Origin of the sequence: Pseudorhizobium marinum (assembly GCF_000705355.1) — a bacterium.
Classification (GTDB): Bacteria; Pseudomonadota; Alphaproteobacteria; order Rhizobiales; family Rhizobiaceae; genus Neorhizobium; species Neorhizobium pelagicum.
On record NZ_JMQK01000015.1, the window covers coordinates 88,230 to 103,035 of the forward strand.

12 protein-coding genes are annotated in these 14,806 nt (G+C 57.4%); 8 read left to right on the plus strand and 4 right to left on the minus strand.

The features are described from left to right. Positions 1–275 precede the first annotated feature (275 nt). Positions 276–890, minus strand: coding sequence for a TetR/AcrR family transcriptional regulator (locus EO99_RS0117565; RefSeq protein ID WP_029619913.1), 615 nt, complete (start codon positions 888–890; stop codon positions 276–278). 139 nt (positions 891–1,029) lie between these two features. On the opposite strand from EO99_RS0117565, the gene EO99_RS0117570 reads away from it, so the two are divergent. Together EO99_RS0117570 and EO99_RS0117575 are read left to right on the plus strand one after the other, a co-directional pair. Beyond that, positions 1,030–1,428, plus strand: coding sequence for a RidA family protein (locus EO99_RS0117570; protein ID WP_029619914.1), 399 nt, complete (start codon positions 1,030–1,032; stop codon positions 1,426–1,428). A gap of 47 nt (positions 1,429–1,475) precedes the next feature. Beyond that, positions 1,476–2,084 carry an NAD(P)H-dependent oxidoreductase gene (locus EO99_RS0117575; RefSeq protein ID WP_029619915.1) on the plus strand — a complete coding sequence of 203 codons (609 nt, stop codon included), beginning with the start codon at positions 1,476–1,478 and terminating at the stop codon, positions 2,082–2,084. Between the two features lie 307 nt (positions 2,085–2,391). On the opposite strand, the gene EO99_RS0117580 is transcribed toward EO99_RS0117575, so the two are convergent. The 3 genes from EO99_RS0117580 to EO99_RS0117590 form a co-directional block, all read right to left on the minus strand. Next, entirely contained in the window at positions 2,392–3,207 is an 816-nt protein-coding gene (locus EO99_RS0117580) for a DUF3313 domain-containing protein (RefSeq protein ID WP_029619916.1), read from the minus strand. Positions 3,208–3,444: 237 nt separating this feature from the next. Further along, positions 3,445–4,785: a sensor histidine kinase gene (locus EO99_RS0117585; protein ID WP_156034880.1), complete on the minus strand. Its 1,341-nt coding sequence runs from the start codon at positions 4,783–4,785 to the stop codon at positions 3,445–3,447. Further along, positions 4,782–5,453 (minus strand): response regulator, encoded by a 672-nt coding sequence (locus EO99_RS0117590; RefSeq protein ID WP_029619918.1) that lies wholly within the window; start codon positions 5,451–5,453, stop codon positions 4,782–4,784. Before EO99_RS0117590 ends, EO99_RS0117585 begins: the two co-directional genes overlap by 4 nt. A 177-nt stretch (positions 5,454–5,630) precedes the next feature. Here EO99_RS0117590 and EO99_RS0117595 point away from each other — a divergent pair, with 177 nt between their 5' ends. From EO99_RS0117595 to EO99_RS0117625, 6 genes are all read left to right on the plus strand, one after another. Then, a complete protein-coding gene (locus EO99_RS0117595) occupies positions 5,631–6,779 on the plus strand; it encodes an efflux RND transporter periplasmic adaptor subunit (RefSeq protein ID WP_029619919.1) in 1,149 nt (382 codons plus the stop codon). A gap of 2 nt (positions 6,780–6,781) precedes the next feature. Next, entirely contained in the window at positions 6,782–9,901 is a 3,120-nt protein-coding gene (locus tag EO99_RS0117600) for an efflux RND transporter permease subunit (protein WP_029619920.1), read from the plus strand. 273 nt (positions 9,902–10,174) lie between these two features. Further along, positions 10,175–11,089, plus strand: coding sequence for a MipA/OmpV family protein (locus tag EO99_RS0117610; RefSeq protein ID WP_235776864.1), 915 nt, complete (start codon positions 10,175–10,177; stop codon positions 11,087–11,089). 429 nt (positions 11,090–11,518) lie between these two features. Further along, positions 11,519–12,196, plus strand: coding sequence for a hypothetical protein (locus EO99_RS0117615; protein ID WP_162179324.1), 678 nt, complete (start codon positions 11,519–11,521; stop codon positions 12,194–12,196). Positions 12,197–12,615: 419 nt separating this feature from the next. After that, the gene (locus EO99_RS0117620; RefSeq protein ID WP_029619923.1) at positions 12,616–13,533 is read left to right on the plus strand and encodes a LysR family transcriptional regulator; all 918 of its coding nucleotides are present in this window, start codon (positions 12,616–12,618) and stop codon (positions 13,531–13,533) included. 159 nt (positions 13,534–13,692) lie between these two features. Continuing rightward, positions 13,693–14,685: an MBL fold metallo-hydrolase gene (locus tag EO99_RS0117625; RefSeq protein ID WP_029619924.1), complete on the plus strand. Its 993-nt coding sequence runs from the start codon at positions 13,693–13,695 to the stop codon at positions 14,683–14,685. The last annotated feature ends 121 nt before the right edge of the window (positions 14,686–14,806 follow it).

The window sequence follows — 14,806 nt, forward strand, 5'->3', positions numbered from 1 at the left end:
GTCAGCCAACGGCTGTGCGGCGGAAAGGGAAGGCTGACTCCGAGTACTGGGTTCCAGTGTCCGCATTCGCAGATGGGTCAGAAGGGAAGGGCAGCTATCCAGCCCCAGATCGTCCAACCCCGGCAGGTTGACTTCCTTACCAGCCGAATCTGTTGCGCGGGAGCATACAAGGCAGGGGGTGTCGGTTCGAATTCTTTCACTGCGCGAAATGCTAAAGCCTTGTCTCATACGGAAGTGATTTCCGCTTAGCTCGGGGGTCGTCGCATGTTCGAATCCTATGAAGGCGGAAGCTTCGGCAATTTTCGCGGCGCGAGAACTCCACTGGCCATTGCGCAGAAAGCCTCGACAGCCTTCGGCAGCACCGCTGCAGCATCATCGCTCGCGGCAACCCAGAGTGCGGCGTTGAGTGATGCGCCGCTTATTAGGCGGGCGGCGGCTTCGGCATCTATTGGCTTCATTATTCTCCTCGCGATCAGCCTCTCGACGGCTTGCCTTGTAACCTGCAGGCAGTTGTCCTGGCTTGGCCACTTGGAAGGATCACCGAGTACGGCTGGCCCATCGAGCAGAACAATGCGTTGAACTTCGGGATCAAGCGCCATTTCAATATAAGCTATTCCTTCCGCAAGCAGCCCCTTCCACTCATCAGACTCGGATGCGGCGAGCTCTTTTGCACGAGCAGCCATTTCAGAATCGATCTGATTCACAACAGCGGCGAACAGCCCGCGTTTGTCCCCGAAGTTGTGGTAGAGAGCACCCCGCGTCAAACCGGCATCGGCCGTCATTTCATCCATGGAAGCGGCGGCGTATCCTTTTTCGGCGAAGGCCTTGCGTGCAGCTGAAACCAGCTTTGCCCTGTTCTCCTCCATCGTTTCCGCGCGCTTCTTCGCCATCACACCCTCTTATTCACATACGGTACGTATTCAATTTGACATACGTCTCGTATCTCGATACTTACATACGCAACGTATCTGAAACGACTCCCTGAGGGAAGCTGTTTCAGCTTTGATACCGTCGTATGAGAGGAAGACCATGAACGAGCGTAAAGCAGTATTTCCAGCCAACAGGCACGCACTTTATGAGCAGCACGAATATTCGGCTGCGATTCAATCGGGTGACTTGCTGTTTGTCTCGGGCCAGGTGGGCAGCAGGGAAGACGGAACGGCAGAGCCTGACTTTGCCGAGCAGGTCCGCCGTGCGTTCACCAACTTGAGTGCAACGCTTGAATCCGCAGGCTGCACCTTTGACGACATTGTGGACGTCACGACGTTCCACACGGATCCGCAGAACCAGTTCGACGTCTTGATGCCGATCAAGCAGGAGTTCTTCGCAAAGCGACCCTATCCCAACTGGACAGCCGTCGGTGTCACATGGCTTGCTGGCTTCGATTTCGAGATCAAGGTCATCGCCCGCATACCGCAGGTCGTTTAGGGCATCGAGCCAGAATCCCGATCAATCCTCCAGGCGCAGTCTCTTCCATGCATTCTCTCATCGTTGTGGCGCATCCCGAGGCCGGGTCCTACACCCACGCCGTCGCCGATCAGGTGATCACCGGCCTGAAGAAGGACCCGCAAAACACGTTCGAAATCGCCGATCTGACCGCCGAGGGTTTCGACCCTCGCTATACAGGCGCCGACTACCGCGCCTTCAGTGGCCGCACCGTCCCTCCCGCTGACGCTGTCGCAGAGCAGGCAAGGATAGATCGCGTGGACCTGCTGGTCATGATCTTCCCCGTTTACTGGTGGTCCATGCCAGCCATGCTCAAAGGCTGGATTGAGCGCGTGTTCACCAACGGCTGGGCATACATCGACGCAGATGGTGAAGAAACAACGCGTCTTCTTGGTCGGCTGGCGATCCAGACGATCGCGATTGGCGGAGCAACGCGGCGCACCTATGACAACCGCGGATACGCAAAGGCAATGCAGACGCAGATCGACCTGGGCATTTTCGGCTATGTCGGCGCGCGCATGGTCGGATCGGAACTCCTGCTGCCGCTCGACGCCGCGTCCTCCCAGGCCGGGCTCGAACGTGCTCGTGAGATAGGGGCAAACCTCAACTCCGCAGTAATGGATGCGTCCGTTGTTTAAGTCGCTGCAAGAAGAATGCGGCGGGCCGAAACTTGGCACACCTCGCCATCGCTTTCGTCCTCATCCCTGAGGCAATGATGATCCTGGAGCATTGCGGGGGCACTGCAGGCCACTACAATGCGCAGGACATTTTTCCGAAAACGGACGCGGCGGGCTCATGCGCTCCTACGAGGCGTTGCGAGCGTGAAGGCGTGAACGGAGCAAGGCTGGAGGTCTGCCCTTGCTCCGTTCACAGGCCGGCAGGGGAGGCCGGTTACTTCCTGCCAGCGATATCCTGCCGGCAGGCGATGATGCCGTCTTCTGATGGCTAGGGGGCTGGAGAAACCTTCGGCTTCTTGTCGGTCCATTCCGGTGGAAGACCGTAGTTGGCCGCAACCTTGCCAACCAAACCGGGGGCCCGGCCGAACGCTTCACAGGCTTTGTATTTCGGTTTTCCGCCGAGCCAGGACTGCACGCGCTGTCTGGAAGGTATGGAGATGTCCAGCATTTTCGGCTCTTTGCCGGTGATAATGGTCCTCGAAAAGTCTTGGGCAAATTTGACTGCGAGGCCATAGGCGTCGCCCACCTCAGAGTAGCGGGGCGCATCCTGGATGAAGTTGGCTCCGCGGCTCCACATCATTGCCGCGAGCTGCACATTAGAACTATCGATTGCTTCCGCCTCTACGGCGAGGCCGCCAAGCCCGAACGGTATCCGCGGTATGCCAATAAGGGGGACATCACTCGGGATCGCGAACCCACCGCCAACGCTGGCGACGGTCGCGGCCGCCGCGACACCCTTGTTGGTAGGTACGATGTCGGTGACCACCGAACGGACTGTCAGATCCGCCCGTTGGCTGGCAGGCACCAGCTCATACTTGTCGCTCAATGCCACGCACAGTGCGCGGTCCAGCGCGTTGGACACCAGGGCGCGATCGGCTTCAGACTTGATGCGAGACGCAGCATCGAAGGAGAACCTGGTCGGAATAATTCGAACCGTCTGTGCCTGTGCCAATTGCTGTGCGTCGACGTATTGTCGGCGTTTCCTACCGAACTTGCCCTTTACCGGGGCCAGGCTGCTGTAGGAGGTCAGGGTGCCGCTTTCTTTCAGCGGCACGGAGGTACATCCGGTGGCAGCAACTGTCATGATCCCTATCAAAACGACGAAAAGCAATCGCTTCGGCGGGCCGTAGACCCCACGGTGATGAAGATGGCTTTGGACTTGCACGTTCACTGGCCTCCGGTATGGGTGTCAGAGCACAGTCGGAGCCCAGGATTGCCGCAGCATTACATGAACGTCTCGGGCAAGAAACTTTACCCAATCCTGAGAAAGTTTCGAGCCGAACATCATCGGAGCTGATGACGCGTCACGATTTCCTTCGTTTCACAGCCGGAGTGTAACTTCGGTCCCTCCAAAATCGCTTCGAACTGTGATTTGGCCGCCGTGTTTGGCAACGATCTGCTTGACGAGACTCAGACCAAGACCGACACCCTTGCTCTTCGGGGTGACACGATAGAATGGTTCAAATACCAGTTCCTGATGTTCAATAGGGATGCCAGGTCCCTGATCGCTCACGACGATTGTACCACTTGCAAAAACCGATATGTCGATCGTTCCCTTTCCCCCAGCATGGTCAATTGCATTACGGACCAGGTTGCCGATTGCCCTCGTCAATGCAATTGTATTGCCTTTGCGGAGGAGCACCGGAGCCTCATCACTAAATGAGATTTCGTAGCCGGCTGCAATTGCCAGAGGCGCAAAGTCAGCCACGACCGTACGCGCGATCGCAATGAGATCGACCTGCTCATTAAGGTCGACCGCTTGATCATTGCGTTCGAAGTCAAGCAATTGTTCGGCAGTGTCGGCAAGGCGCGCGACATCCTTTAACATTCGAGTACGTTCCGGACCATCTGACATGCCATCGATACGGGTTTGCATGATTGCGATCGGTGTCCTTAGTTCGTGGGCCGCGTCGATCAAAAATCTTCGTCGTTTCTGGAATTCAACCTCGAGTCTTTCAAGGGTTCCGTTAAATGCGGTCACGAGTGGAGCGACTTCGCTCGGAATCCCTCCGACAGGAAGACGGCTGCCCTGGCGATGGGGGTCAATCTGTGCTGCGGTCTCAGCGACATCACTGATCCGTGAAAGCGCGCTTCGCACGATCCATGGGACTGCAATAAATATAGCGGGGAGTGCCATCGCAAGCAGCGACACATAGATCGGATAGGCCCGCCCGAGCAAGGCCAGCAAAGGGGAGCCTTTTCCGGCAATGCCCCCGAATAGGATACGCACTTCCCCGAGAGCCGTGGCAACATCATCAATCGATGCGATCTCCTTGATTCCTTCCGCCCCACGAATATCAGCGGCCCTGATGAGGTAGGTTACAGGCGCGATCGCAGTATATGGTGGGGGGATCACTCCCCGAGAGATCGAAGCTCCGTCGGCGGTGGCGGCTACAAACCAGAGGCGGCTGTTTTCTTCGATCAGCGTCCGAAGTAAGAGGGTCTCCTTGAGTTCAAGCTGGCCGCTGCCGTTTCGCCTAATCGATTCCACAACCGCGTTCTTGACCTCGCTCTCCATCGCGATATTGGGCGACATCACCATCGTGCCATACACCGATAGCCCAATGATAGCACCACCGATCACGATGCTGATCACAAGGCTGAGTTGCCAGCTTAGGCGCCACCAAAGCGGTGGATTCGCGGATCGGTAAGCACGCATCATTCTTCCTTAAGGAGGTAGCCGACACCACGTATATTATGGATTGTGGTGCCCGCGTCGGCATCCGATAATCTCTTGCGCAGTCTCGAAATGTGCGCATCCAGTGCGTTTGATTGTATCTCTTCTTCGTAATTGTAGACCGCCTGTTCGAGCGTGCCCCGAAGGACGGTTTTGCCCTTGCGTTTGGCAAGCGCCTGGAGAACCAAAAGCTCCCGGCGCGGGATATCGAGCGTATCGGTCCCAAGTTTGACAGTAAGGTTCAACGGGTCGATCGACAGTCGCCCGACCTTGATATCTTGATCGATCACGCCAGAGGGCCGTCGCAACAGGGCGCGGACACGCGCCATCAATTCCTCGACTAGAAACGGCTTTCCAAGGTAATCGTCTGCACCGATATCCAGGCCCGCAACCCGCTCCATCGGCTCATTTCTAGCGGTGAGTACGATGATTGGCATATCATTGCCTGCACGCCTTAGTTTCGGGATGAATGTCAGTCCGTCTCCATCGGGCAAACGCCGATCCAGAAGGATTGCGTCGTAATCGTTCTGAAGGACGAGTTCATGGGCATCGGCGAGGTACATGGTGTGATCGGTAACAATTCCGTGCTTTGACAGCGCAGCCGCCAGAGCAGTTGCCAGCTCCCTCTCATCCTCAATCATCAGAAGTCTCATCGCGGGCTCCGCATCTCACGCTGGTAGTAGAGTCATCGAAGAGATTGCAGCAACATTACGCGGATAAAAAGATGCCGGGTAATGCTGCTGCAATTGTCGGACCTCATCGTACACCCACAAACATAGCACCATGCGGCTGTAAGGCGCGGTGCCCTATCAGTATGAGGAACCGCGACGATGTCAGCCAGATCGAAGAAACTGTTTGCAGTAACTGCGACGCTATTCGGGGGATCTTGTTTGGCGGTCGCTCTGATAAATCCCGCACGGGGAACGGATGATGTGAACGAGCGACTTCAAAAAATTGTAGCCGCTCAGGTCCGCGGCGCGACGTCATCGTTCGAGCTGTCGCCGATGGACATGGCCACAATACGCCCGGCGGCACTTGTCGAGCGGCTTCGAGTGACAGGGGAGGTTAGCCCTTCACGTCATGCTGTCCTGCGGGCGAGGACGGGTGGGAGGATTGTCCACGCGGACATCCGCGAAGGACAGACAGTGAGGGCGGGTGACGTTCTGGTCAGGCTTGCTCCGGAAGACCTTCAGGCTGCTCTGAAGGAGAAAGAAGCAGATCGGGAAGGCGCCATGGCTGAAATGGTCCTTGCCATGCAGTCGCTCAACCGGATTGAGCAACTCGTCAGCAAAAGGGTCGCAAGCCAGGAGCAGCTCGACAGAGCGAGAAGCGAAGTCGCCGCACGGAAAGCAAGGCTGGACGGCCTCGCGGCCCAAGTCGAAGTGGGACAAAAAGCGCTGCGAGACGCAGAGATCATCGCCCCCTTTGACGGCGTTGTCTCGAAGGTCATGGTCAATCAGGGCGCGCAGGTCGCTCCAGATGCTGAGCTTTTGACGCTCTTCGACGTTGCCGACATGGAAGCCAGGGTTCTCATCTCTACACAGGACGTTTCGCGGGTCGCTGCTGGACAGTTCGTGGAGCTTCAGATTGATGGCTTCGGAAACCAAGTGATCAGGGGCGAAGTTGCCCGGATCAGTCCGGTTGTGGACGAAGGCAGCCGCTCTGTCGCGATCCATATTCGTCTTCCAGACGATGGCTACCGCTTCAAGGGAGGCATGTTTATCCACGGATCGGTACTGGTCCGGCAGGCTGAAGACGCGATTGCCGTTCCGGTTGCCGCACTTCGTAGAGATCAGCAAGAAGTCTACGTCCTAAAACTCCTGCACGGTGTTCTCGTCCGCCAGCCGGTGACCATCATATCGGAGTGGAAGGACGAAATGGCTGAGGTCTCTGGTCTTGCGCCGGGCGACATGATCGTAAGGTCGCCACTTCCCGAGCTTCGGCCCGGCCTCCCGGTCATAGTGGCAAAGGTGGGATAGTCATGCTTCTCACCCGCATTGCAGTAGGGCATCCGGTCTTTGCCACCATGATGATGGTGGTCATACTGGTCTTCGGCGCCTTCTCCTACCAGCGTCTCGGGGTCGATCAGTTCCCGAATGTCGATCTTCCGGTTGTGGTCGTCACCACCGCGTACCCCGGCGCCACGCCCGAAGTCGTCGAGATGGATGTAACCAAGCCGATCGAGGAGGCACTCAGCACGATCAGCGGAATCGACGAGATAACGTCAACGTCATACGAGGGGCGATCCGTTGTCGTGGCAGTGTTCCAACTGGAGGTGCAAAGTCCGGTTGCGGCGCAAGACGTCCGCGACAAAGTTGCCACCCTTGATGCGGAGCTTCCTGAGGAGGCCGACAAGCCAATCGTCTCGCGGTTCAACCCGTCGGACGAAGCAATCCTCTCGATCGCCGTGACGTCCGCGTCCTTGGGCGTGCCTGAACTGACCCAGCTTGTTCAGGAACGGGTGATTCGCGAGCTCGCGACCATTTCCGGCGTCGGGCAGGCAATGTTGGTTGGTGGTCAAAGACAGCAGGTCGACATCCTTGTCGATTCGACCCGTCTGGAGGCCCTCGACGTAGGTGTCGACGAAGTCATTGAGGCGATCAAGGTCAGCAACAGGAACCGGCCCGCTGGAAGTGTCATCGCCGGGTTGTCCGAACGCAGCATCCAGATCCAGGGCCGGGTCGCGGACCCAAAAGACTTCCTTGACCTGATCGTGGCTCGCCGCGGCGGCGCCCCAGTCTACCTTTCGGACGTCGCGTCGGTCGGGACTGGACCAGCGGAACCGGAAAATAGAGCCGCCTACAATGGCGAGGCAGCTTTGGCGATCGACCTGATCAAGATTCAGGACGCAAACACGGTGCAGGTTGCAGCTGACATACGCGAACGACTGGATCAGCTCAACACTGTTCTGGCGCAGAGGGATGTGCAACTCGTAATCATCAGAGACGCCTCCAGGCCCATCTTGGAGTCGCTCGGCGACGTTCAATCTACTTTGATCGAAGGAGCAGCGCTTGCTGTCGCCATCGTCTTCCTCTTCCTCAACTCATGGCGAAGCACAGTCATCACGGCGCTGACATTGCCAATATCGATGATAGGGACGCTCGGCGTCATCGATTTCCTGGGTTTCACGCTCAACATGCTCAGCCTGCTCGCCCTGACACTATCGATCGGGATTCTCGTCGATGACGCCATCGTGGTACGAGAGAACATTACCCGTCACCTGCACATGGGCAAGTCTCACTTCAAGGCGGCGCTCGAAGGCACAAACGAGATAGGGCTTGCCGTCATGGCGACGACGGCGGCCATTGTCGCTGTCTTCCTGCCTGTTGCCTTCATGGACGGAATGGTGGGTCGCTTCTTCTACGAATTCGGCATTACCGTTTCCGCAGCCGTGGTCATTTCACTTTTCGTGGCCTTTACGCTCGATCCCATGCTCTCCAGTATATGGCATGATCCCGATGCTGACCCCAATGCGGCTCGCGGTCCCATCGGCCGTACCATTGCTCTCTTCGACGATGGGCTTGAGAGGACTGTAACGCTCTATCGGAAAATGATCCGCTGGACACTTCGCTTTCGTCTCGTCACGCTCTTGCTCACAACAGCGGTGTTCATTGCCAGCATTTTGATGGTTCCACTCGTTGGCGTGGAATTCATCGGAGCTTCAGACGAGGGAGAATTTGAGGTCAAAGTGACCGCTCCAGCAGGATCATCCCTGAATTATACGACAGCAAAGCTTGAGCAGGTAGAAGCTGCCCTACGCGAGTTTCCCGAGGTTGCCTCCATCTATTCGACCATCAACACGGGGGGCAATCCCGGGAAACATCGCGCAACTTTGGCTGTCGGCCTTGTTCCGCAGGAAGAACGCAAGTTGGCGCCTCTGGCGCTGGCCGATCCTATCCGCCAGCGGCTCGCAATGATCCCTGGAGTCAAGATAGCGATCATTCAAGCCGGTCTTGGTGGCGGTGCAAGCCCCATTCAACTGAGCGTGCTTGGCGATGATCGCGTGGTCCTGGAAAAAGGCGCGAAAGATCTGATTGCCAGCATGCGCCGCATTCCAGGTGTGGTCGACATCAACTCGAGCGCCAGAGATGGAAGCTCTATTTTTTCGGTACGGCTCAAGCCTGAACAAGCCAGCGATTTCGGCATTGGCCTCGGAGAGCTTTCCGCAATGCTCTCACCACTTGTCGGCGGCGAAAAGGTCGGAACCTGGTCTGATCGATTGGGTCAGAGCTATGAGGTGGTGGTTCGGCTGCCTGAGGATCAACGCGACAGCGTCTCGGCAGTCGGCGATTTGATGATCAGTCCGCCTGGCAGAGGCAATAGCGAGAGACCTGCTGTGAAGCTCGATCAGGTTGCCAACATTGAACTGGCTCCGGCTGCCTCAGAAATCCGCCGTCTCGATCAGCAGCGCGAAATTCTGATTTCCGCTGATGTCTCAGGTCGGACAGCGGGTGACGTCACCGCCGATCTGGAGGCAGTCATAGCGAAACAGGAACGCCCTGCGGGATACCGGATCAAATTTGGAGGAGAAGCGGAGGATGTCGGAAAAGCTGCTGCGGGCCTGTTGAAAGCAATGATCATGGCCGTGATTTTCATCTACGTCGTGCTCGCATCGCAGTTTGGAAGCTTCCTGCAGCCAATTGCCATCATGGCGGCACTCCCTCTGTCACTGATCGGCGTGTTGATCGGATTGTTGCTTTCAGGGAGCACCATCAACATGTTCTCGATGATCGGCTTTATCATGCTCATGGGCCTCGCCACGAAGAACGGCATCTTGTTGGTAGATTTTGCCAACCGCGAACGGCAAAGGGGGCTTTCCGTTGCAGAGGCCGTGGTCAATGCCGGCGCTGTGCGTTTTCGTCCCATCGTGATGACCACACTGGCGATGATCTTCGGCATGATCCCGCTTGCCCTGGCAACGTCCGGGACCGGCACCCAGCGGGCTCCCATGGCACATGCGGTGATCGGCGGGCTCCTGAGCTCGACGGTTCTCACTTTGATTGTTGTTCCGGTACTCATCTCCTGCATCGACAGCTTTGTGAGAAAAATGAAGAAGCCGTCACAAGGTATTCCACAAGTCGGTCCGCAGGCGGCGAGGTAGGGTAATGGGGAAGACCTCTACAAAGATAGAGCGTGTATTTGGTGGCCTGTTCCTCTCTGCGATCCTCTTTGCGGCCCTGCTCGGCGGCCCAATTGTGATCCTGATAATCCTGGCGAGCCGCTTTACGCAATAGCACGGCTCGCTGTCGCTCTTCCACACGCTGAAGGAGGAGCTCGGCCTCTTACATGTAATGCAGCGGCAATCCTTCTCTCGCACTGTTCCAGTGCAGAGGCATCGACGATGCCTGCGCGGGCAACAACAGGAGATACTTACTTGATAAAGTTCAACAGCCCTGATCCCATGCCAGAAGGACGCGAGGCACCGGCGCGGGGTCCTTTTTACCTCGGGCGCCAATGGATGCCGGTGAAAGGATCGGTCATCGCTCTTGCGGTAGCTTCTCTGCTGCCTCCGGCACACACGCTGGCCGCCGATTTTGTCATGGAAGAAGCCCAGGCGATGCCGCCAGAACAGTTCGACGAGGGACGGTTCGGCGGCGTCAGGGGCAAACTGCACAACTGGAAGGTCACAGCCGGTGTCGGCGCGATATATCTCCCCGAGTATGAGGGCTCGGATGAGTTCCAGATCCAGCCCTTTCCAATGCTCTCGGCGCAGTTTGGCGATCGTGTACATCTGGGAATGGATGGACTGGTGGTGGACCTGTGGCAGTACAATGGCTTTGGGGTTGCCGCGAAAGGAGGGGTAGAGCTGGGGCGAAAGGAAGATGATTCCGATTATCTTCGCGGCCTCGGCGACGTGGAGATGGGCGGTGTCGTCGGCGCACTGCTGACTTATGAAACCGGACCGTTCGAGATATATGCCTCTCTCGACAAGACGTTTGGTGGCAGCGAAGGTCTGACCGGCACCTTCGGGGCAAAGGCGTCGCATCAATACGAACGCTTTATCTTCTCTGCAGATCTATCCGGCACCTGGGCCGACAGCAAGCATATGCAGGCCTATTTCGCGGTGAGCCCGTCACAATCGGCAGGTTCAGGCCTGGGAGAATACGAGGCCGGAGCTGGCGTCAAGCGTGTCGACCTCAAGGGAACTGTGACCTACCTGTGGACCGAGCATTGGATAATTACTGGTACAGCGGGTGCAGGCCTTCTCCTTGGAGACGCCAAAGACAGCCCGATTGTGAAGGATGACATCCAACCGTTCGCTATGTTGGGTGTGGGCTACCGCTTCTGATCCAGTTACATCATCGCGGTACAATCAGTTGTGCCGCGATGCCTGCATGTTAACCCAGTATCACCTCACTTACAGAAGCAGGAGCGCGCCCAGGCGGGCATCTGTTCCGTCACAGCTTCCTGCTTCGCTTCAGCTCCCTAGCCGCTCGATATTACAGGGTGCAGGTCCTGAGAGTCTGAGGAAGGTGTTGTCGGTTCAAACTGATCACGTGGCCTGAAGCGAAACCGACGACGGAGCGAGCGTTGATTGACGATCGCGATGTTAGCGGTGTCCGATGCATCGTCGCCCCAGCGGACGAGCTTGCTCGAACAGCGCTGATCTGAATGCGAACTTGTGAAATGGAGTCTGGGCGACCGACATGCCGCAGCCGACGACCGGCTCGACAAGCCTCGTCAGCCTCATCTATGCATCGACCATCAGGGGACCAAAATGCCGACACTATTTGCAGCCTGGCTCAGGACCGAGGGGCCACGCTGGGCTTATCTTCGCATATGGTCGCACGCATTGATTGGAGCCATCGGCCTTACGGCAGCGACCGGGACAGCTTGCAGCGCCCTCGGAATGGCTCTTCCAGAAATCTTTGCGGAAAACGCTGCACATGAACTGCTGCAGTCCCTCGTTTTGGGGTCAGCGGTCGTTGCCGGTGTGGTTGCACTGATCCTGTGCAGCGGCTTGACCCGGTTCGCAGCACTCGTCACCGGCTTGATCAGCTATATAGGCTTCTTCCGCGAGATGCCGAGTTGCCGGGGGGACGTCCTGATCTTCTGCGCAGATTCCGCGACCCGCGGCTCCCTTATGGCCGCCGGCGCCCTGTGCCTCGCGGTCGCTGCGGTGTTTTTTGAACTTCGCGCCCGTGGGACGATCATGAAAGCGATCCACCCGCGGCTCTCCTGGCCGCTAGCCTTGGCGGCGGGGCTGGTGGGTGTGAGCCAAATTTCCGAAGATCTGCACCTAGTGGCCCTGGAAGAGGTTCTTGAGCTCTACAGCTATCTCGTGCTGATGCTCATCACGTGCTCGCTAGGTCTGCAGCCTTCGAGCTTCCCGGGCGTAAGCATGGACTCACCACACCAGCTGCCGCGCGATCATGCAGCACGACCCCATTCTTGATCACTCATAGCCTTGGAGTCCGGCTCAGCCGCCGTTGGACATCGCTTATCCTGGTCTGATATTGGAACCGACCGTACCGCTCATGAGATGGTGACCGCGGGCTCAAGGTGAATTCAATACAGCGCGTTGCGCTGCAGAAAGTCAGCCCGAGCAGAGGCTCGGCCAAAGAGCCGCGGGCAGCGGATCGAACCCCGTCGATGCGGGCAAGAGTGTCGAATGACTTCCATACCAGCAGCGGAATTAGCAACGTTTGAGCCCACAGCGCCACCTCTGCCTACTTAACTCCCTTCGCATACATTTTTGCGTCGCGGGCAGCAACCAAGTCCTTTAAATGTCTGCCGGTCGCCTTCCAGGCGCTTGTCTTTAATGTTCATTGCCGCTCAGGGCGTTAGCCTCCGCGAGCCAGCCAGGAGATACTGATGCTTCGGGACCTAAGTGACACGTTGGCATTTCTCGAGGTGGTGCAGCGGGGGAGTTTCACTGCCGCAGCGGACAGCTTGAGAACGTCCAAGGCCCGGGTTAGCAAAAAAGTTCAGGACCTAGAGCGGAGGCTGGGGGCTAAGCTCCTCCATCGAACGACGCGGAGCATTCGATTGACAGAGGCCGGTTCCGTCTATTTCGAACATTGTCAATTCCTCGGGCGTCTGATGGCGGATGCCGAAAGTGCAGTTGATCAGGTACAAGACAAGCCATCAGGCTGGCTTCGGGTGACCGCGCCTCACTGGCTGGTCACCAAAGCGTTGGCGCCACTGTTTGTTGGTTTTCGCGCGGCCTACCCCGACGTTAAGCTGCAGTTGCTGCTCGACCACGATGTCAAGAACATCGTGCACGAGGACATTGATGTAGCTTGTCGCCTATGGCACGGGCAGATGCCAGACTCCGATCTCGCGGCCCGTCGCCTTGTTGAGATACCAACGGCGCTATACGCTTCAAAGGAATACCTTCAGAAGAATGGCACGCCGGAGCACCCGTCGCAGCTCGTAGACCATGGCTGCCTCGTAACGCAGCTGTACTACGGCCGTCTGCACCATTCCTGGCCGCTGAAATCGAAGGGCGAGGTCCAGGATTATCCCATCAATCCGGCCGTCGTCGCCACAGACCCGGAAGCATTGTACGAATTTCTGGTTAGAGGTCAGGGGATCCAGCTCACCAACCCATACCTTGTTCAGCATGCGGTGCAGGCTGGGGAGATCGTCCGCATCCTCCCAGAGTGGTCCGGTCCTGATGCCACTTTATACGCTGTTAGAGCCGGCGGCCGCGTCCAGCCTCTAAAAGTGAAAACCTTCCTGGACTATCTCGCCGACCACCTCAACGAGGTGTTGCACGACCCGCGTTAGGACAGCCCTGGCGGTGGATTGTAGCTGGATTGTTTACAGCGCGATCCGAAAAGAGAGGCTAATTGCCTGCGCTCCGTCATCCTACCTTCGAACGGTCACAAGCCGTCGGCTCCCTCCCTCCCCGAGCCGGACAAGCCAAGATTGTTGAAGGAAATCACTATGAACAAGGTTACGAGAAGACATGTCCTGAAGGGTGCGTCAGCAATCGCTGCCCTTGCCGCTACTGCTGGCCCAGCGCCGTCATCCTTCGCGGCAGCGTCGAGGCAGAGCTTTCAGGCACCGGGGTTCTACAGGACATCTGTTGGCGAGTTGGAAGTCACCGCGTTGCTGGACGGCACATTGCCGCTTCCGCTGCCGGAGATGTACAGAAGCATTCCGCAGGAGGATGCAAAGCGGATTCTGCAAGAGGCATTTCGTGAAATCCCCACCGATACCTCCGTCAATGCCTTTCTGATCAATGACGGCGAACGCCTGGTGTTGATCGACGCAGGCACCGGAACCTACTTGGGGCCGGAGGCAGGACACCTGCTCAAGAACCTAGAAGCGTCAGGTTACAAGGCATCGCAGGTCGATCATGTGATCCTGACCCATATTCATACCGACCATTCAGGCGGACTGATAAGCGACGGGAAGGTCGTTTTCGAGAACGCCACCCTCCATGTTCCCCAAAGGGATTTAGACTTCTGGATAAAGACGCCGGCTGGCGCTCGGCCCCAAGGCGTGACGGAGCAGCTGTTCATTGAGGCAGAGGAATGCCTGCGGCCATACCTGCAGCGCGATAAAGTAGTCTACTTCAAAGATAATCAGCAGGTCATCCCGGGCTTCAATTCCATCCTGCGTACCGGACACACCCCGGGCCATAGCTCCATCGTCGTCGAAAGCGGAGGCAGGAAGATCGTGTTCTGGGGTGACATCACCCACGGCGATATTGTTCAGTTTGATCAGCCAGGCGTGACCATAGAGTTCGATGTCGACCATCCTTCGGCCGTCGCCTCTCGCCAAGCTGCATTCGCCGAGGCGGTACGGGAAGGCTATCTTGTCGCCGGTGCACATATCGCTTTCCCCGGGATCGGCAATGTTTTGCAAGATGGCAGCACCTTTCGATGGATGCCGGTCAATTATTCGGACGGGGAAGGCGGATTAATCAGGTAAACTGCGAACGTTCTTGGTTGTTCAGAGGCGTCTCTTCGTGATCAGAAGCCGCAGTGCGCGTAGGTATTCAGGTCTGACCGGTTTGCTTCCATCTTGCCCCGAAACGGCCTCTCATCCTATG

What these genes read in the sequence shown, in the direction of transcription:
- EO99_RS0117565 (WP_029619913.1), bottom strand. Translation starts at nt 890, where the DNA reads ATGGCGAAGAAGCGCGCGGAAACGATGGAGGAGAACAGGGCAAAGCTG.
- EO99_RS0117575 (WP_029619915.1), top strand. Translation starts at nt 1,476, where the DNA reads ATGCATTCTCTCATCGTTGTGGCGCATCCCGAGGCCGGGTCCTACACC.
- EO99_RS0117615 (WP_162179324.1), top strand. Translation starts at nt 11,519, where the DNA reads ATGCCGACACTATTTGCAGCCTGGCTCAGGACCGAGGGGCCACGCTGG.
- EO99_RS0117620 (WP_029619923.1), top strand. Translation starts at nt 12,616, where the DNA reads ATGCTTCGGGACCTAAGTGACACGTTGGCATTTCTCGAGGTGGTGCAG.
- EO99_RS0117590 (WP_029619918.1), bottom strand. Translation starts at nt 5,453, where the DNA reads ATGAGACTTCTGATGATTGAGGATGAGAGGGAGCTGGCAACTGCTCTG.
- EO99_RS0117570 (WP_029619914.1), top strand. Translation starts at nt 1,030, where the DNA reads ATGAACGAGCGTAAAGCAGTATTTCCAGCCAACAGGCACGCACTTTAT.
- EO99_RS0117625 (WP_029619924.1), top strand. Translation starts at nt 13,693, where the DNA reads ATGAACAAGGTTACGAGAAGACATGTCCTGAAGGGTGCGTCAGCAATC.
- EO99_RS0117580 (WP_029619916.1), bottom strand. Translation starts at nt 3,207, where the DNA reads ATGACAGTTGCTGCCACCGGATGTACCTCCGTGCCGCTGAAAGAAAGC.
- EO99_RS0117600 (WP_029619920.1), top strand. Translation starts at nt 6,782, where the DNA reads ATGCTTCTCACCCGCATTGCAGTAGGGCATCCGGTCTTTGCCACCATG.
- EO99_RS0117585 (WP_156034880.1), bottom strand. Translation starts at nt 4,785, where the DNA reads ATGATGCGTGCTTACCGATCCGCGAATCCACCGCTTTGGTGGCGCCTA.
- EO99_RS0117595 (WP_029619919.1), top strand. Translation starts at nt 5,631, where the DNA reads ATGTCAGCCAGATCGAAGAAACTGTTTGCAGTAACTGCGACGCTATTC.